Source organism: Pseudonocardia sp. OZ21, assembly GCF_059359135.1.
This window is the reverse complement of the sequence record NZ_JCADBN010000009.1, coordinates 76,222-94,448: the sequence shown is the minus strand read 5'-3', so window position 1 is coordinate 94,448 and position 18,227 is coordinate 76,222. Positions and strand designations below refer to the sequence as shown.

General features: G+C 71.7%; 16 protein-coding genes and 1 tRNA gene. 11 read left to right on the top strand and 6 right to left on the bottom strand.

Annotated elements, in window-relative coordinates:
• The first annotated feature begins 284 nt into the window (after positions 1-284).
• Positions 285-1,940, top strand: a complete 1,656-nt coding sequence (locus AC5L35_RS21085) for an ABC-F family ATP-binding cassette domain-containing protein (protein WP_495061384.1) — start codon at positions 285-287, stop codon at positions 1,938-1,940.
• Here the strand turns inward: AC5L35_RS21085 and AC5L35_RS21080 are convergent.
• The 3 genes from AC5L35_RS21080 to AC5L35_RS21070 form a co-directional block, all read right to left on the bottom strand.
• Entirely contained in the window at positions 1,930-2,172 is a 243-nt protein-coding gene (locus tag AC5L35_RS21080) for a helix-turn-helix domain-containing protein (protein ID WP_495061383.1), read from the bottom strand. The two genes, AC5L35_RS21085 and AC5L35_RS21080, sit on opposite strands and share 11 nt — an antisense overlap.
• A gap of 196 nt (positions 2,173-2,368) precedes the next feature.
• Positions 2,369-2,956 carry a globin domain-containing protein gene (locus tag AC5L35_RS21075; RefSeq protein WP_495061609.1) on the bottom strand — a complete coding sequence of 196 codons (588 nt, stop codon included), beginning with the start codon at positions 2,954-2,956 and terminating at the stop codon, positions 2,369-2,371.
• A 319-nt stretch (positions 2,957-3,275) separates the two neighbouring features.
• Positions 3,276-4,727: a carboxylesterase/lipase family protein gene (locus AC5L35_RS21070; protein ID WP_495061382.1), complete on the bottom strand. Its 1,452-nt coding sequence runs from the start codon at positions 4,725-4,727 to the stop codon at positions 3,276-3,278.
• A 733-nt stretch (positions 4,728-5,460) separates the two neighbouring features.
• Between AC5L35_RS21070 and AC5L35_RS21065 the strand changes: the two genes are divergently transcribed.
• The 3 genes from AC5L35_RS21065 to AC5L35_RS21055 all read left to right on the top strand — a co-directional run bounded on the left by AC5L35_RS21065 (position 5,461) and on the right by AC5L35_RS21055 (position 7,243).
• Positions 5,461-5,652, top strand: coding sequence for a hypothetical protein (locus AC5L35_RS21065; RefSeq protein WP_495061381.1), 192 nt, complete (start codon positions 5,461-5,463; stop codon positions 5,650-5,652).
• A gap of 141 nt (positions 5,653-5,793) precedes the next feature.
• On the top strand, positions 5,794-5,973 hold the full coding sequence (locus AC5L35_RS21060; protein WP_495061380.1) for a hypothetical protein: 180 nt from the start codon (positions 5,794-5,796) through the stop codon (positions 5,971-5,973).
• A gap of 322 nt (positions 5,974-6,295) precedes the next feature.
• Positions 6,296-7,243 carry a helix-turn-helix domain-containing protein gene (locus AC5L35_RS21055; protein ID WP_495061379.1) on the top strand — a complete coding sequence of 316 codons (948 nt, stop codon included), beginning with the start codon at positions 6,296-6,298 and terminating at the stop codon, positions 7,241-7,243.
• A gap of 1,260 nt (positions 7,244-8,503) precedes the next feature.
• On the opposite strand, the gene AC5L35_RS21050 is transcribed toward AC5L35_RS21055, so the two are convergent.
• Positions 8,504-8,794: a hypothetical protein gene (locus AC5L35_RS21050; protein ID WP_495061378.1), complete on the bottom strand. Its 291-nt coding sequence runs from the start codon at positions 8,792-8,794 to the stop codon at positions 8,504-8,506.
• Between the two features lie 440 nt (positions 8,795-9,234).
• Between AC5L35_RS21050 and AC5L35_RS21045 the strand changes: the two genes are divergently transcribed.
• Positions 9,235-9,687: a hypothetical protein gene (locus AC5L35_RS21045; RefSeq protein WP_495061377.1), complete on the top strand. Its 453-nt coding sequence runs from the start codon at positions 9,235-9,237 to the stop codon at positions 9,685-9,687.
• 273 nt (positions 9,688-9,960) lie between these two features.
• On the opposite strand, the gene AC5L35_RS21040 is transcribed toward AC5L35_RS21045, so the two are convergent.
• A tRNA-Lys gene (locus AC5L35_RS21040) sits at positions 9,961-10,033 on the bottom strand.
• A gap of 130 nt (positions 10,034-10,163) precedes the next feature.
• On the opposite strand from AC5L35_RS21040, the gene AC5L35_RS21035 reads away from it, so the two are divergent.
• The 6 genes from AC5L35_RS21035 (at position 10,164) to phoU (AC5L35_RS21010) (ending at position 17,417) form a co-directional block, all read left to right on the top strand.
• Entirely contained in the window at positions 10,164-10,742 is a 579-nt protein-coding gene (locus tag AC5L35_RS21035; RefSeq protein WP_495061376.1) for a superoxide dismutase, read from the top strand.
• 21 nt (positions 10,743-10,763) lie between these two features.
• Positions 10,764-11,912, top strand: coding sequence for a tRNA dihydrouridine synthase DusB (gene dusB / locus AC5L35_RS21030; RefSeq protein WP_495061375.1), 1,149 nt, complete (start codon positions 10,764-10,766; stop codon positions 11,910-11,912).
• A 139-nt stretch (positions 11,913-12,051) separates the two neighbouring features.
• Positions 12,052-12,885, top strand: coding sequence for a GGDEF domain-containing protein (locus tag AC5L35_RS21025; RefSeq protein ID WP_495061374.1), 834 nt, complete (start codon positions 12,052-12,054; stop codon positions 12,883-12,885).
• Positions 12,886-13,645: 760 nt separating this feature from the next.
• Positions 13,646-15,967: an LCP family glycopolymer transferase gene (locus AC5L35_RS21020; RefSeq protein WP_495061373.1), complete on the top strand. Its 2,322-nt coding sequence runs from the start codon at positions 13,646-13,648 to the stop codon at positions 15,965-15,967.
• A gap of 74 nt (positions 15,968-16,041) precedes the next feature.
• The gene (phoU, locus tag AC5L35_RS21015) at positions 16,042-16,698 is read left to right on the top strand and encodes a phosphate signaling complex protein PhoU (RefSeq protein ID WP_495061372.1); all 657 of its coding nucleotides are present in this window, start codon (positions 16,042-16,044) and stop codon (positions 16,696-16,698) included.
• A gap of 59 nt (positions 16,699-16,757) precedes the next feature.
• On the top strand, positions 16,758-17,417 hold the full coding sequence (phoU, locus tag AC5L35_RS21010) for a phosphate signaling complex protein PhoU (RefSeq protein ID WP_495061371.1): 660 nt from the start codon (positions 16,758-16,760) through the stop codon (positions 17,415-17,417).
• Positions 17,418-17,441: 24 nt separating this feature from the next.
• Here the strand turns inward: phoU (AC5L35_RS21010) and pstB are convergent, their stop codons facing one another.
• Positions 17,442-18,221, bottom strand: coding sequence for a phosphate ABC transporter ATP-binding protein PstB (gene pstB / locus AC5L35_RS21005; RefSeq protein WP_495061370.1), 780 nt, complete (start codon positions 18,219-18,221; stop codon positions 17,442-17,444).
• Between the last annotated feature and the right edge of the window lie 6 nt (positions 18,222-18,227).

Sequence of the window (18,227 nt, the reverse complement as noted above, 5' to 3'; positions counted from 1 at the left end):
CCCATCCAGCGCCCGCGAGTCGCCCGTTCCGGCCCCGCGAGTCGCCCGGTTGCCGCGGGGTGCGGCGGCCGGGCGCGCGGAAAAACGGGCGAACGTGATCGGCTGCGCTGCTATCGTCCGGCGCGTGAGGCACTACTTCTTCCGCTGACGGCGCGGACGCGCGCGGGCCGGCACTCCTCTGGTGAGGCCGGGTCGCGCTTCTCCCTGTCCGCCGTCACATCGTGCCTCGCGCTTCCGGCAGTCCCGCCCCGCGGACAGCTGCCGGCTGCGCGGGTGGAGGAAGCATGTCCATCGATCTCGCCCCACCCATCAGTTCACGCGCTCATCTCGGCGCCACCGACCTGCACGTCACACGTGGCGGCCGACCGGTTCTGACCGGCGTCGACCTCACCGTCTCCGCAGGCGACCGGCTCGGCGTCGTCGGGGAGAACGGCCGCGGCAAGACCACGCTGCTGCAGGTGCTGGCCGGGCGGCTCGGCGCCGACGCGGGAACGGTCCGCCGGTCCGGCTCCCTCGGGGTCGCCGACCAGGAGATGCCGATCGGCGACGACCGCTCGGTCGGCGAGCTCATCGACGTCGAACTGGCCGAGGTCCGGGCCGCGCTCGGCGCGTTCGAGGCCGCCACCGGCGCACTCGCCGACGGCCGCCCCGGCGCCGAGGAGGAGTACGCCGCCGCGCTCGCGACCGTCGACTCGCTCGACGCATGGGACGCCGACCGCCGCGTCGAGGTGTCGCTTGCCGCGCTCGGCGCCGTCGACGACCGCTCCCGGATGCTCGCCACGCTGTCGGTCGGACAGCGCTACCGGATCCGGCTGGCCTGCCTGCTCGGCGCCGGCCACGACATCCTGCTGCTCGACGAGCCCACCAACCACCTCGACGCCGGCGGCCTCGACCACCTCACCACGCGCCTGCGGGCCCACCCCGGCGCCGTCGTTCTGGTCAGCCACGACCGCGCGCTGCTGGCCGACGTCGCCACCGCCGTGCTCGACCTCGACCCCACCAGCGACGGCCGTCCCCGCACCTACGGCGGCGGCTACCGCGGGTACCAGGAGGGTGGCCGCGCCGAGCGCGAGCGATGGGAAGCCGAGCACCGGGCCCAGCAGACGGAGCGGCAACGGCTCGCCGACGATCTGTCCGCGGCGCAGAACCGGCTCTCCACCGGGTGGCGACCGGCCAAGGGCACCGGGAAGCACACCCGGGCCACCCGGGCCCCCGCCCTGGTGCGCGCGATGCACCGGCGGCAGGAGGATCTCGAGGCACACGTCGTCGACGTCCCCGAGCCGCCACTGCGGTTCCAGGCTCCGCGCCTCGGCGCTGTGCCCGGCGCCACGTTGCTGCGGGCCGACGACGTCACCGTGACCGGGCGGCTCACCGGTCCGTGCTCCACCCTCCTGCGCTCGGGCGACCGCCTGGTCGTGACCGGGCCCAACGGGTCGGGCAAGTCGACCTTGCTGGCCCTCCTCGCGGGCGCGCTCGACCCGACCGACGGCAGCATGCACCGCAAGCGCGACGCCCGCATCGGGCTGCTCCGGCAGGAGTCCCCGCCGCCGTCGCGGCGCCGTGCGTTCGAGATCTACGACGCCGCGGTGTCCAGGCTCATCAGCGTGGGCCGCCTCGACGAGTCCGACCGGGTGCCGCTCTCCCAGCTCGGCCTGCTCGGTTCGCGCGATGCCGCCCGGCCGGTGGCCGACCTCTCGATCGGTCAGCAGCGCCGCCTCGACCTGGCCGTCCTGCTCGCCGGCCGCCCACACGTCGTGCTGCTGGACGAGCCGACCAACCACCTGTCGATCGTGCTGGTGGACGAGCTGACCGCGGCGCTGGCGGGGACCCCGGCCGCGGTGGTGGTGGCCAGCCACGACCGGCAGTTCCTGCGGGACGCGGCGGGCTGGCCGCAGCTCCGGCTTCACGCCATACCGCGAGGTCCGATGACTAGGCGATGAAGCCGAGTGCCCTCATGTAGGTGGTGAACTGCGGCATGGCCGGGATGACGCGCCCGGCTTCGAACTCGAGGACGTCGCTCGCTGCTACGCCCGTGCGTCCAGCCAGCTCGGCAGCGCTGACGCCCTGGGTCTCCCGCGCCTCGCGGAGGAGGAGACCGAAGTCCTCGGCGTCCTGCTCGGGAGTCGGTCCCGGCGCGCCGGCGAAACGCGTCGATTCGTTCGGCAATGACATCTGGCTCTCCTCCGCGTACTGACAGTCAGGTACGACTCACTGTGCCGGGCCGCCCACAAGCTGTGAACGAGCACGGGGAGGTCGGCGACAGGAGGCAGGTGCCACGCGGCCAGCGGGCGGCACCTCCGGATCGACGCTCCGAGATCCGGCTGTTCGCCCTCACCAGGACGGATCCGCGGATCTTGCGGCGATCATGTCAGTTGTCAGCCCGATGCGGGTGGTACGGGCGGGAAGCAGGATCGAACTCGTCTTCCCGGGGCCAGCGAGGTTGCGGCACCGCGGGCATCGATCGATCCGTCGGCGATGCTTGCGGGTCCACCGCCTGGGCGCCCGCGGTCATCTGCGTGGCAACCCACTGATACACCGCTATCCAGGACGAGCTCAAGGAGCTCGAATACCCCGGCCCGGACAAATCCCGCACCGCCCGGGTCAGAGCGTGGCCGATGTACCCATAGTGTTCGTTCTCGACCCGGAAGCGAATCCGGTGATCGGCCCCGAGTCGGCGCAGCGCGGCTTCCAGCGCCGTCGTGTCCGCACTGTCGAGCTGCCCGATGACTTTCAGCAGGCTGTCACTCATCTTCTGCATCTGTCCGGTCAGGTCGGGCGGGAACATCGCCCGCAGCTGCGGCGCCATCTCGAACAGGTGCGCGTAGAACACCTCGGCAAGCCGGACCGGCCGGTCGGCCACCGCGAGGCACGACACCCGCACGGCCGCGATCACCGCAGGTGACGGCCGCCTGGCCCCGGGCTCGAACGGCCCTCCCGCGGTCTGCGGGTGGCTCATCGCTGCCACGCCGCAGGGTGGATGAGCGGGTTCGAGCAGGGTTGCCTGACCATGAGCTGCCTTTCGTCGACCAGAGATGAATGCCGGGTGCATGCGAAGCAGCTACGCCGACTCACCGACTATCGAACTCCGGCGCGTAGGCGTTGCACGACACTGCGTTCGCATCTGGCCGACGGCGCTCGACGCGAGCAGCCACCTGAGCGATTGTCGTCCACAGCGAGCGTGACCAGCGGTCCGAAAACAATCTTGAAAATCAACGAAATAGCAGGTGAGGAGTAGTTGAGCTCGGCGGCGAGGCGCCGGCCGCAGATGCTCGGCGTCATCTCGTCAGGTCCAGGGCGTCGAACCGTCGATCACGCCAGATCCCGCGGGACCGCTCCTCGGGATACCGGGCGAGGGTGGACTCGGTGTCGTACACGCGCGCGATGCGCTCGTTGGGTGTGTAGCGAGACCAGCCGGGGTTGCCGCTGGCGGCGAACGACAGATGTTCGGCGCGGATCAGCCCCGACAGGTGTCGGGCCTGTGCCACCGCGTCCGGTCCGGCTGCCGTGAGCCCCGTGTCGATTTCGGTGGTGCCGAACACGAGCAGGGTGTCGAGGCTGTGCGATGCACCCACGGAGTCGAACCCCCAGCAGAGCTCGTAGAGCCACACCCGCGCTCCACCGGCGTGGGCCGCCTCAGCGAGGTGGAGGGCCGGCATCCGCCACAGCCAGTCCGACATGGCGGTATCGCGCAGATCATTCGGCGAGGCGGACGGATAGGCCGCTCGGTAGCGCTGCGCGCCCGGTGTCGGTGTCAGCCCGTTGAGCAACACGTCCACCCCGGCGTCGTCGATGTCCCCGAGCCGGGCGGCGAGCAAGCTGAACTCGTCACGGGTATGCCCGACGAGCAGGTCGACATCACGGGTCGCGCCATCGGCGAGCGCTGCCCACGGGGACGCCGGCAGGACCTCACCATCCACCACCGGGGAGAACGGCGTGGGTGTGTACGCCACCGAGCCCCACCGGCCGACCTGCTGCGGGAGACGGATGGTCACGGATCGGGCTGCCTCGACGAGATCATCGGGTGCGACCTCGGCGAGGTCCTCGACCCGAGGCGAGCGGCCGATTTCGGCGCTGACCTCCGCTGCGACGTCGGCTGCCAGGCCGGGGGTGAAGAACGTTCCCGGGAGGCTCTGCAGGATCGCGCGGCGGAACAGTCCGGCCGCCGCCGGCATCACCAGCAGCGCAGCGATCGACCCGGCCCCTGCGGACTGGCCGAAGACGGTGACGTTGCCCGGGTCACCGCCGAAGGCGCTGATGTTGTCGTGTACCCAGCGCAGTGCTGCGACCTGGTCGAGCAGACCACGGTTGTCCGGCGCCCCGTCGAGCCGGGCGAAGCCCTCGGCCCCGGTGCGGTAGTGGGCACTCACCACCACCGCGCCGGCGGCCGCCAGGGTCGCACCGGCGAGGTGCGGGTTGGCCGTGTCGCAGTTGAGGTACGTGCCGCCGCTGATCCACACCACCACCGGAAGCCCTGCCCCGCCGGGATCCGGCGTCCAGACGGCGAGGTTCAGCCAGTCCTCCCCTTCCGTCGACCTCCCCGGCTGTGGCGGGGGCGGTCCGAACCGGGTGCCGTCACGGACCCCGTCCCACCGCACCGGCAGGCGGGGAGCGGCGAATCGATCCCGCCCTACCGGCGGCGCGGCGAAGGGAACGCCGCGGTACACGGCGACCCCGCCTTCCCACTGTCCTCGAACCGTCCCGGCGGCCGTGCGTACCTGAGTGGTCATGATCTGCACCCTCACATCGCCCGCTGACCTGGTCATGCCGATTAACAGGGGCGACGACTGCGTGGACGATTGCGCCGAGGGAGGCGACACGATGTCCGGAACCGACACCGAGCACCAACCGAAACGGCGTGGCCTCGCCGGGGCGATCCAGCGCAGACCCGTGGTGGCCTACTGCGTTCTGCTCGCGGCGGCGAGCTGGCCGGTCCAGGTCCTGGCGCCGGGCTCACTGATCCTGATCCTGAGAACGATCGCCTCGGCAGGCCTCTCGTTACCGGTGACCGGAAGACCTCGACGATTTCGTCACGTACCTGACCCGCAACACCGCCGAGGTGTTCCCCGACGAGCCGAACGTCGAGTACATCGCGCCAGCCCCGCTGACGTGGCGTCAGGGCCACTACGAGCGGAAGGCGACCCGATGACCAGCTGCGTCGGTGACGGCTGCACCCGCAACGTGAACCTGCTCCACTTCCCCGAGGCGCGCTGAGGGCGGCACATCACTCCGGAGCAGCGCGAACTGCTCGCTGACCTCGACCGCCGCGGCCCCGGTATCGGATCAGCAACGACGGCTGGCCCTACGGCCCCAACATCTGGGTGGACTCCCGCGCAGAGATGGTCGACTGGGCCGAACACCACAAGCTGCGCTACTCGATCCACGGGAAGTGCCTGCACTGGATCTCCCGCGGGCGCTGCGCCGTGTCGATCTGCGAGGAAGACCGCGGCACCTACCGGTGGCTTGACCACATCACCGGCTGGACCCGAGACGGAAACCCGCCGCCCTCGTCACCCCTATGGGCTCGGCACCAACGAGATCGCCGAGCTCGCACGTGTCGCCGAGCAGTGGGGGCTCGACGTCCTCATCAACGGCACCCGCTGGTACGGGCACGGCACGACGTTCGTCCAGCTGGCGCCGGCGGGCGGAAGCTGAACGGGCGCGCCTCGCACCATGAGACCCCCGGGCCCACATCGGGCCGGGGTCTCTGGTTTCTCCGGGGTGCACGCGAGTCTGTTTCTCCGGGGTGCACGCGAGTCTCTAGCAGTTGCCGCGTCGACGCCTACCGTGCCCGGCATGGATGGTGTTGACCCGGCCGTGCTCGCCGCCGCTGCGCGTGGACTGCGGGCCGTGCTCGCCGAGGTTGAGGATCCCGACTCGGAGCTGACGGCGTCGACGGTGACCCGCCGCCGCATCGAGGGAGCAGCGGCGGGCCTCGAGGTGGCAGCCGGTCAGGACTCGGTCAACGCCCGGTAGAGGTGCTACGCGACGCCTCACGGGTTTGCGGAGGAGGCCCGGTACGGCTTCTCGATTCCAGGGGGCCAGTCGCTCCACGAGCGGTACAACATGTGTGGGGCCTCGGTCACTGCGAGGTGGCGGATGGCCTCAGCCGCGTCGACAGTCAGCGGAGCGCCCATCTCGATACAAGTGCGGACCGCGCCCTCGAAGGTCACTCGTGGCAGATAGACGTGCGCATCGAGATTCGGCAGCGCATGGATGTGCGGATGCTGGTCTCCGCCGCGGCCCAGGGGGTGCCAGTGGAAACGGATGCGGTCGATGCCGGAGTTAGCCTCGGGTCGTGCAGATCCACGAGTACTCCAGTGAGGAGTTGGAAGACGTCGCCGGTAAGTTCTTCGTGCCGGTGATCGCCCGGGCGCGTCCCGGCTATCGCGGGCGGGTGGCGTTCCAGGAGCTGGACGAGGCCCTGACGCTGACTCAGTGGCGGCATTGGGGACCGATGTCGGTGGTCCGAACCACCCAGATGGCAGCGAGGGCGTCGGCGGACGACCTGTTCTTCAGCGTATGCAAAACCGGCCAGAGCCGCGTCCGCCAGCACGACCGCTGCTTCGAGTTGGCGCCCGCTGCGGGAGTGCTGAACGATACGCGTAGCCGGTGGGAGTGGGGCTTCTCGTCGACCGAGACCCGGCCCCTGACCTTGTGTTTCTCCCGCGAGCTGCTCCCGCTCCGCACCACCGAGATCACCGAGGCCTGTGCGCGCAGCATGGACCCCGCGGCCCCGGCCATGCAGATGCTGTCCAGCTACCTGAATCGGCTGTTCGAGGTCGCCGACGACCTCACCGCGCCGCAGCGGCGGGACGCCGGGCGGGCCGCGGTCGATCTGCTCGCGATGGCGCTGCGCGACGTACCACCCTCCGTACCGGGCGCGGACGGCTCCGCGGGCGTGTTGCTCGACGTGATGCGGACGCACGTTCGCAAACACCTGGCCGACCCGCAGCTGCGGGTCGAGGAGCTGGCGCGGCGGCACCACGTGTCGGTCCGCCGTGCGTACACCCTGTTCGAACGGATCGGGACCACACCCGGTGCGTACCTCCGCGAGCAGCGGCTACTCGCGGCCCAGAGGATGCTGTCCGACTCGGGGTACGACCGCCTCCCGATATCGCGCGTCGCGACTGCCGTCGGGTTCCGCGACCTCAGTACGTTCGAACGGGCGTTCCGGCGGCAGTACGGGACGACGCCGGCCGGTTGGCGGCGTGAGCACCTCCACCACTCTGGACGGTTCCCGTGACCGTGCTGCATGCAGAAAACGCACGGCGCCGAGCAGGAATCGCTGTGCACGATGAATGCCCTCCTTGGTCGAATGTATGCACAGCCAATGAGGGACAGGCAGACGCGAACCGGGCTGGGGAGCCCCGAGTCGCTCGACGCTTGATCCCTGGCCTGGGGGGTGGGTGGGGCCGGGCCGCGGACGCGGCTCGGCCCCCGCTTGCCACGGCGGTGGCACCCGGGTGCATCACGGTCAGGCTGCCCAACCTCGCCGACTCCCGCGGACGCGGGGTCAAACCGATCGTTTACGGACGCGGCTTCCGGGGGCGATCACCGGCCGCTGCGACATCGACCGCGACCGCCGCCCCCTCCAGCCGGCTCCTCGTCCCCGGGTGCGCCGTGGACTCTGCCGCGGGGTCGTCGATCTCGGCGAGCACCTCCCGCAGCCCACGGGCCACATCCACCAACACCGCCGCGTCACACACCTGGTCGCTCGTCCCGCCATGCTCCTCCGAGCGCCCACCGACCTCTGAGACGCGAGACAGGAGTACGCGGAAGTGCGTACCCCTGACGTCGTCCACCGAGCGGCAGCCAGCGGCTCGCGCACCCCGAGACGCAAGACAGCCCCGGGGGAACTTGTCCGCCCGGGGCTGCACACCACCAACCTCGCCGACTACCTCAGGACAGCGGAGCCGGGTTCATCCTCACGGCAAAGCCCTACGGGTGGGAGCGGAGACGCGAGTCCAGACAGGAGAGAACCCCCGGGCGGGGAAGCACCGGGGGTTCTCGTCGCATGGGTCACGGCCAGATGAGGTCACGGTTTCTGCTCAACACGGCGCGGAAGACGACGGCCGTACCGCTGGTCCATCCGGAACTTCGGGGCGGTCGAGTAGTGCTCCGGCCGCCCGTGCTCGAGGTGACAGAACACCATGTCGAGCTCGTCGACTTCCCACCACTGCTTGCCCAACAGCACAGCGGTCTCAGCGATCCGACGAGCCTGCCACCGACGCCACTCCGCCCTCCACCGTTGTCGCGACACCTCGAACCCGCGCCGGAGCCGTTGCTCCTCCCACCGGATCGACGCCTCCTGGCGGACCCGCCGGACCGAGCCGCCGTGCGCCATGCACGTCGTGCCACCCCGGATCGAGTAGGCGCGGCACGGCTGCTTATCGCTCCGACGAGCACGACACCGGCGCGCCTGGCGGACGCGGGCCACGACGAGACCTCCGGATCGATGGGGACGGCTCCGATGCGTCCAGCGAAAAGCCGCCCAGACAAGTGGTCAGCGCGCTTCAGACAGCCACTCCCGGATCGCGTCGGCGACCTCGTCTTCGGGTGCTCCGCCGAACCTGGCGAATGCTTCGAGGTTCTCGGCGCGGGAGAGGGCGAGCGCCACGGTGAGGTCGACGAGCCGGCTGGTGCCGCGCTGGGCTGCCCACTGCTCGACGACGTCCCGGACAGCGACCACGTCGAACGGGTCACCGGGTGGGGACAACGCGGCGGTTGTGGCGCTGTCGGCCGCGTCGAGGAGCTCCTCTGCGAACCACGGGGCAGCCGGCTGCGCGATGGTCATCGGCGTGCCTCCGCCGCGAGGCGACGCTGCCGTGCCTGCTGCTGGCCGGCCACATAGGTCCTGCGGATTCGTGCTTGCTGCTCCGCCCGCTGTGCCGGTGTGGAGGGCTTGGCCGGCGCGATGAACGTCCCCGGGCAGGGGCTGCGGTCAGCGCGCCGTCCGGGGTGAGGTCCTCCAGCAGGAGGTGCCCGACGACGGCGGCGAGCCGGTCGTGGTCGAGCTTCGCGGCGGCGGCGGTGACGGTGGCGGCGTCGGCGTCCTGCTCGGCGGCGAGCTCCTGGAGCGCGGCGGCGTCGTGTTTGGCGACGGCTGCGGCAGAGGCTTGACGGGCGAGTGCGAACGGGACCGAGCGGTACTTCCATTCGCGGGTCCGGATGTCGGTGGTCATGGGGTTCTCCCTGGAGAGGTTGTGCCGCGGCCGGGGTGGCGCGGACGATGGCGTGGACCTGGTCCTCGTCGAGCCGGCCGTGTTCCCGGAGGGCGGCGGCGACGGTGGTGATGGCGAGCGCGTTGGCGGTGACGAGCCGGTCGCCGCGGCCGATGAGGTGGTGCGCGCCGGTCGGGTGGATGGTGCGGACCAGCTCGTCGGCCAAGGCGACGTCGACGGAGCCGCAGGACTCGGCCAGGACCTCGAGGGGCTGCCCGGTGAGCCGGGATTCGGCGACGAGGCTGACCGCGTAGAGGAGGGGTCGCCGTTCGAGCTCGTCGGGGTCGCCGCGGACCAGGCCTCCGAACTCTGCGTCCGGGCCCGGGGTGAGCACGACGTTGCTGAACCGGAGCCCGAGGCAGGCCGTGGTGACGACGTGCGCGCTCTCGTGGACGGCGACGCCGTAGTCGACCACCGCCAGTGGTGGAGCGGTCACGGCTCGACCCGGTGGAGCCCGAACTTGTAGCCGGCGGGGAGGCTGCCGTCGGCTTCGGGGAACGGGGTGTGGTTTCCAGCATGGACAGCGGCACGAAGGTTCGCGAGAACCGACTCAGACGCGCAGCTCAGCGCCAAGGTCGAGTCCTCGTGAAGGCCTCACGCTCGACGAGGTCGAGCAGGCGCTGTACGGCGAACCCACTGACGTCACCTGAAAGTTCAAGGTGACCACTCTGTGACCACCCGGACGAATCCGCAGGCAGCCATGCTGCCCGAGGAGGTGGGAACAGCAGGTCAGACCTAGTGGGCCCCCAGGGGATCGAACCCTGAACCCGCGGATTAAAAGTCCGCTGCTCTGCCTGTTGAGCTAGAGGCCCCGGCGTCGCCGCGCGGTGAGCGCGGCGGCCTGCACCAGACTACGGCTCCCGGTTCGGGGCGCGCGCGTCACTCGGTCGTAGTACCCGGACCCGGTCATCGTTACCGCACGTCAAGCCCCATTCTCGACCCATGCGCTCCCCACGATCCGTTCTCGCCGTAGTCCTCGGCGCGCTGGTGGTGTCCGGTTGCAGCGCCGCCACTGCCACGCTGTCCCCGCCTCCCGGGGTCGGCTCGCGCAACGTCCAGGTCGCCGCCAGCTTCACCGCGGGGCCCGGTCCCGCCATCACCTACGACCAGAGGTTGGTGAAGGTGGGGGCGTTCGCCTCCGTGGACGCAAGGTCCGGAGGAGGGATCACCTATGTCCGGCTGGAGGTGCTCGGGTTCGAGCCGGGCCGGCGCTACGGCGCACACGTCCACACCAACCCCTGTGGCGCGACGGGCGCGGACGCCGGTCCGCACTTCCAGAACGTCGTCGACCCCGTGCAGCCCAGCGTCGACCCGCGCTACGCCAACCCCCAGAACGAGATCTGGCTCGACTTCCTCACCGACCAGGACGGGACGGGCCGCGTGGAGAACACCGTGGCCTGGCAGCTTCCCGGCGACCGGCGGCCCGGGTCGATCGTCATCCACGCCATGCCGACCGCTGTCGAGCCCGGTGTGGCAGGCACGGCGGGCAGCCGGGCCGCCTGCATCACCGTCAGGTTCTGACGGGGAGGACAATGGGGCAGCGTGAGTGTCCCTACTGCCGTCTCCGCGCGCCCGAAGCCGCTGCGCATCGGCCCGTACGCGTCCGAAACGCCGGTGGTGCTGGCGCCGATGGCCGGCATCACGAACGCCGGGTTCCGGCGCCTGTGCCGTGAGCAGGGGGCGGGCTTCTATGTCTGCGAGATGATCACCTCTCGCGGGCTCGTGGAACGCAACCCGCTGACCTTCCGGATGATCGCGATGGATCCCGACGAGAACCCGCGGTCCATGCAGCTCTACGGGGTGGATCCGGCGACGGTGGGCGCGGCCGTCCGCATGGTCGCCGAGCGCGACCTGGCCGATCACGTGGACCTGAACTTCGGCTGCCCCGTCCCGAAGGTCACGCGGCGCGGGGGTGGCGCGGCCCTGCCGTACAAGCGGCGGCTGTTCGAGTCCATCGTCCGGGCCGCCGTGGACAACGCCGGACGGATCCCGGTCACGATCAAGATGCGCATCGGCATCGACGACGAGCGCCGCACCTATCTCGACGCCGGCCGCCGTGCCGTCGACGCCGGTGTCGCGGCCGTCGCGCTGCACGCGCGCACCGCGGCGCAGCGCTACTCCGGCACGGCCGACTGGTCGGCGATCGCCCGGCTCCGGGACGCCCTGCCCGCCGACCTGCCGGTGCTCGGCAACGGCGACATCTTCAGTGCGGCCGACGCCGTCGCGATGGTGGCGGAGACCGGGTGCGACGGAGTCGTGGTCGGGCGGGGCTGCCTCGGTCGTCCGTGGCTGTTCGGCGACCTGGAAGCCGCGTTCGCCGGCCGTCCGCTGCCCACCCCGCCGACCCTCGGCCAGGTGGCGGCCACCATGCGCCGCCACGCCGTGCTCCTGCAGGAGCACATGGGCGTCGACAAGGGCATCCGCGACATGCGCAAGCACATCGCCTGGTACCTCAAGGGCTTCCCCGTCGGCTCCGAACTGCGCCGCGCGCTCGGCCTGGTGAGCAGCATCGACGAGCTCGACGAGTTGCTCGCCCAGCTCGACGCGCACCAGGAGTTCCCGGCCGAGGCCGACGGCCCCCGCGGGCGTCAGGGATCGCCGGGGCGGGTCGTACTGCCGGAGCACTGGCTCGACGACCCCGACGACCCGTCGGTTCCCTTCGGAGCGGAGCTGGAGCACTCCGGCGGCTGATACTCCGACTGGTAGTGACATGATCACAGAGGGCGAGCGGCTCGGACGGGTGGAAGCGCCCGCGAACGGGTGCGTCGCCTCAAGAGCACCATGCGTCTCGACGACACCACCAGCAACGGGGAGGTGAGTGGTGGTCACGGTGCGTACGGCTTCGCTCGACGACACGCGGGACGGGATACCGCCCCCGGAAACGCCGACGAGGACGGAGCCCCCCACCACCGCCGCCAACGCCGCGGCGCGGCACACCGCCGTCGCGGAGGAGCTCGCCGAGGCCGGGCGCTGGGAACAGGCGTACCAGCACCTGCGCACCGCCGTACGGCTCCTGCATGGCGGACACGTCCCGGACGAGCTCGACCGGCTCCGCCGCGAGCACGCCGAGGCCCGTGAGCAGAGCCGCCGGGACTGCCTCACCGACAGCTACAACCGGCGTTACCTCGATGAACGGCTGGTCACGCTGCTCGACGACCCGTCGTTCACGCGCACGGCCGGAATCTGTATCGCGCTGGTGGACGTCGACCACTTCAAGCAGATCAACGACACCTACGGCCACCCCTTCGGCGACCGCGTGCTGCAGCGGCTCGTCACCGAGCTCGACACCGGCCTGCCCGACGGAGCGTTCTGCGCGCGCTACGGGGGCGAGGAGTTCGCGCTGGTACTCCCCGGCCGCGACCTGCTGAACGCCGTGAGCATCTGCGAGGCCGCGCGCCACCGGATCGACCGGCATCCCTGGGACGAGCTGGACCGGGATCTGCGCGTGACGGTGAGCATCGGCGTGGCGCACACGTCGGGCCCCGTCGCCGGTCTGGAGCGGCTCGTCGGCATGGCCGACACGCTCCTGTACGGCGCGAAGCACGCGGGTCGTAACGCCGTCGCATACCGGGACGAGCACACCGGAGCGGTCCGTCTCGCCGGAGCAGCAGGTGGTCGACGCCTGATCCCGGGATCCGGCGCGCGTGCCGACACCCGCTTGTGATCGAACCGGTTCAGCTCCGTAAGCTCGGTCACGATTGAGACCACGGGGGGGCGGGTCCGGGTGACACCCGTGCCCGCCCCCTGTTCGTGCCCGAGGAGGTGGCGTGGAGGACGGTCCGCACCGTGCTCGGCGCTCCACCCCACCCGGCGGCCGTAGGCGGGCCCCCGAGCAACCCGACGACGTCCTCTCGCGGCACGGCCTGCTCGGCTCCGAGCCCGAGGAGGATGCTCCCCCGGCCCCGGAGGGCGGGCGGGCCGCGCGCCGGCGGGCCGCGGAGGAACGTGAGGCGGGCCGACGTCCGCCACCGCCCGCGGCTCCGGGACAGCACGTACGCGGCTCGGATCCCGGCAGTGCGCTCCCGCCCGTCTCCCGGCATTCCACACGCCGGGACGATGCCGACGGATCCGCCTACCGGTCCCCGGGCTCTCCACCGGCGCGCGGTTCCGGCAGGCGTGCCCTCCCGGACCCGCCCGAACCACGGCACGGCGGAGGCACGTCCGACTCGGGGCGCCACGCTGCCGTCCCCCCACCTCCCGGGCCTCCCTCCGACGCCGGCCGGCACGCACCCCGGACAGCGGGCTCGCCGCGGAGCGAGCCGGTGGAGCCCTGGAGCCCCGCACTCGGTGACCCCGCACCCCGCCGCGGCGAGGGCGGGGGCCGGCGGAGGCGGGCGGCCGACTCGCCTCCCCCCTACCGCGCACCCGCGGCGGATCCGGCCGAACCTGGCCGCGGACCGGGAGCCCGGCACGGTCGGGCCGCCGTGCCCGACCAGGGGACCGACCTCGGCCACGGTGTCGTGCCACCCGCCCGCCATGGTTCCGACCGGGCCGGCACCCGGAGCCGGCCGATGCCGGACCACCCGGCACCCCCGCACCGACCCCGGACACCCCCGTCCGGGTCTCCGGCAGCAGTGCCACCACCCGCCGCGCGCCGCCCTGCGCAACCGCAGGCGCCCGCCGTCGACCAGGCCACCAGCCGGGTCCGCGCCACCCCTCCGCGCATCCACCCCGACACCGGCGGCCCCGTCTCCAACCCGGGACGCCGGAACGACCCACCGCCCACGCCCGCAGGCGGCCGCCCCGGCATCCCCCGCACGGCGCCCGACACCAGCGGTCCCATCTCCGACCCCGGACGCCGCCACCTCCCACCCCCGCCACCCACCGAGGCCACCACGCGGGTCCGCGCCACGCCTCCGCGTATCGACCCCGACACCAGCGGCCCCATCTCCAACCCGGGACGCCGCAGCGCCCCACCGCCCACACCGGCGAGCGGACGACCCGGCACACCCCGCACCGCACCCGACACCGGCGGCCCCATCTCCGACCCCGGACGCCGCCACCTCCCAGCCCCGCCACCCGCCGAGGCCACCACCCGCGTCCGCGCCGCCGCCCCGCGCGTCGACCCCGACACAAGCGGGCCGATCTCCAGTCCTGGCGTCGACCAGGGCACCACCCGGGTCCGCCCCTCCTCGTCCGCGACCGGGTCGAGCCGGGCGTTGGACCGCAGCGAGCAGGCCGAGCGCGCTCGCCGGTCCGACCGGGACTCCGAGATGGGCAACCGCGCCTCGCACATCGACGAGACCCTGACCAGGCTCACCGCCGCTCATGCCGGCCTCTCCCTGCCTGCGCGCGACGGCGAGGAGGAGCCGGAGCCGAAGGTGGTGCCGAGACGCCGGCCCCGCATCACGGTGGGCCGGGTGCTGGCCGGTGTGGCCGCACTGCTGGTGTTCGCGACGACGACGGTCGGCTGGGGCACGAAGGGCTGGCTCGAGTCATCCATCCGCAACGCGGCGGCACTGGACCCCGACTCGAGCTCGGTCGTCGACGGTGACGCCCAGCAGGGCGACCAGAACGTGCTGATCGTCGCGTCGGACGGCGCCTCCGCGGCGACCGCGGCGACCGAGGCCGCCCCCGGAGCCGTCCCCGGGGCGACCGGGGCCGACGCGGACACCGTCACCGTCGCCCACATCCCGGCGGACGGCGGCCCGCTCGCCGTGCTGTCCGTCCCGAACAACCTCGAGATCAACCGGCCCCCCTGCGAGCGCTGGGACGCCGGCTCCGCCTCCTACCTCGACAAGACCGAGCCTGCCCAGGCGAGGACGCACCTGCTGTCGGCGCTCGACGTCGGAGGGCCCCGGTGCGTCACCCGGGTCGTGCAGCAGCTGACCGGGCTCGCGATCACCAAGTACGTCGGCGTCGACCTGGACTCCCTCGGCGCGATGGCGGACGCGGTGGGCGGCGCGAACGTCTGCGTCACCAGACCCGTGGTGGACGGCGTGCTCGGCCCGGTCGTGCCCGATGCCGGGGCCGCCACGCTCGAGGGCGTGCGTGCCGCCGACTTCGCGCGCGCAACGGAGGTGCAGGGCGACCCCTCGTCGGACTCCGGGCGGATCGAACGCCAGCAGCAGTTGCTCGCCTCGGTGCTGAACAAGGCCGTGGCCGGGGCCGGCCTGCTCGACGTCGGACGGCTCGCGGCTCTTCGGCCCGCACTCGGCAAGGCCGTCGTCGCCGACGGCGCCGGGGTCGACGAGGTGCTGGCGCTGGCCACGTCGCTGCACAAGCTCGACGCAGAGGGGATCCAGTTCGCGGTCGCGCCCACGGCGAGCGACCCCAACAGCCCCGGCCGGTCCGTGCTCCGCGACACCGACGCCGCGCAGCTGTTCACCGCGTTGCGGCAGGACTCCCCGCTGCCCGAGCAGGCCCGCGACCCCGACGCCGCCAACACCGGACCGTCGCCTGCCGACGTGAAGGTCTCGGTGCTCAACGCGTCGGACAAGGCCGGCCTCGCCGGTCAGGTCGGAGAGACACTCGGTTCGCTCGGTTTCAGCGTCGGTGAGGTCGGCAACGCCGATCAGCCGACCCCGCAGACCGTGATCCGATTCTCCCCCGACCAGGCGGCCGCCGCCGCCCTGCTCGCGAGCACCGTTCCCTCCGCGACGTCGGTTCCGGACCCGGGCACCTCCGGCGAGTTGCAGCTCGTGCTGGGCCGCTCGTTCGACGACGTGGTCCGGGCACCGGCCGAGCCGGTCGCTCTGCAGGACGACGGGCCTGCCGTCACCGCGGCCACCGCTACATGTCCGTGATTCGGCGAACTTCGTTCACCATTGGTTCACCTGCCCATAGAGCCAAATGTCCGACTCACCTCTACCCTCGGTATATGCGTGATGCCTACCAGGAGCAGCTCGACGAACTTGCCGAAGCCCTGGCCGGCATGTGCACCCAGGTCGCCGACGCGATGCAGAAGGCCACCCGCGCTCTGCTGGAGTGCGATCTCCAGCTCGCCGAAGAGGTGATCTCCGAGGACATCAGGGTGGACGACCTGCGGGCCACGGCGGAGGAGCGGGCTTTCGCCCTCCTCGCGCTGCAGGCGCCGGTGGCCACCGACCTGCGGATCGTGGTCTCGGCCATCCACGGGGCGGGCGACATCGAGCGGATGGGCGACCTCGCCCTGCACGTGGCGCAGGCCGCGCGGCGCCGCCACCCGCAGCCGGTGCTCCCCGCCGAGGTCGCTCCGTACTTCGCCGAGATGGGCCGGGTCGGGGTCGCACTGGCGCTGAAGGCGGGCGATGTGATCCGCAGCCGCGACCTGTCCACCGCGGCGCAGCTCGAGAGCGACGACGACGCCATGGACGACCTGCACCGGCACATCTTCACGGTGCTGATGGACCGGCACTGGAGCCACGGTGTCGGGCCGGCCGTCGACATCACGCTGCTGGCGCGCTTCTACGAGCGCTACGCCGACCACGCCGTGGCCGTCGCGCGCCGGATCGTCTACGTGGTCACCGGCCGGATGCCCGGGCCGCTGACAGTCTGACAGTCCTGCTTCACCGGTCGTTCATCTCTGCTCCCACTGGAAGGCCCTACTCTTCCGCTGTGCCTCCTCTGCCGCTGCCGTACCTGCTCAGCGAGCTGTCGGAGCTGCTCGGCCAGATGTGCAGTGCCGCGGCGGGAGCGTTGAACCGTGCCACCACAGCCCTGCTCGACCAGCGCGTGCGCCTCGCCGAGCAGGTGATCGACGGCGACTCGGCGATCGACGGCCTGCGAGCCAGGGTCGAGGAGGTTGCCACCGACGCCCTGCTGTTCCACTCACCGGTCGCGGGTGACCTGCGGACCGTGGTGTCGGCCATCCGCGCCTCCAGCGACATCGAGCGGATGGGCGACCTCGCGCTGCATGTCGCGCAGGTGGTGTGCATGCGTCACCCCGGCCCGGCGCTGCCCCCCGAGGTCCGGGACGACTTCGCCCGCATGGGAGCGCTCGCGGTGCAGCTCGCGCTCAAGGCCGCGGAGGTGGTGCGCTCCCGCAACGTGCTGCTGGCCGTTGAGCTCGACGCCGACGACGACGCGATGGACGTGCTGCACCGGCACATGTTCACCGTGCTGATGGACCCGTCGTGGCCGCACGGCGTGCCGGTGGCCGTCGACATCACGCTGCTGGCCCGGTACTACGAGCGGTTCGCCGACCACGCGGTGGTGGTGGCCAACCAGACCGTCTACGCGGTCACCGGCGACGAGCCGGACGCGATCCCGATCTGAGCGCGCCCGGTCCCGCCGCGGTGATCAGCCGAACCGACCCGAGACGTAGTCCTCTGTGGCCTTCTCCTTGGGCTGGGAGAAGATCGTCTTCGTCTCGTCCATCTCGACGAGGTGCCCCGGCTTGCCGGTGCCCTCGATGTTGAAGAACCCGGTGTAGTCGCTGACCCGGGCGGCCTGCTGCATGTTGTGGGTGACGATGACGATCGTGTAATCCATCTTGAGCTCGTTGATCAGATCCTCGATCGCGAGCGTCGAGATCGGGTCGAGCGCCGAGCACGGCTCGTCCATCAGCAGCACGTCGGGCTGCACCGCGATGGCACGCGCGATGCACAGGCGCTGCTGCTGGCCGCCGGACAGGCCCGAGCCGGGCTTGTCGAGGCGGTCCTTCACCTCGTTCCACAGGTTCGCGCCCCGCAGCGACTGCTCGACGAGCGAGTCGGTGGCGTCCTTCTTCATCTTCTTGTTGTTCAGCCGCTGGCCCGCGATGACGTTGTCGTAGATCGACATCGTGGGGAACGGGTTGGGGCGCTGGAAGACCATGCCGATCTGGCGGCGCACCCCGACGGGGTCGATGCCCGGCCCGTAGAGGTCCTTCCCGTCGAGCTCCAGCCTGCCCTCGACGCGCGCGCCGGGGATCACCTCGTGCATCCGGTTGATCGACCGCAGGAAGGTCGACTTCCCGCAGCCGGACGGGCCGATCAGCGCGGTGACCGTCTGGGGGCGGATGGCCATGGAGACGCCCTCGACGGCGAGGAAGGAGCCGTAGTAGATGTTCAGGTTCTTGGCGTCGATCGCTTTGCCCACTGTTGC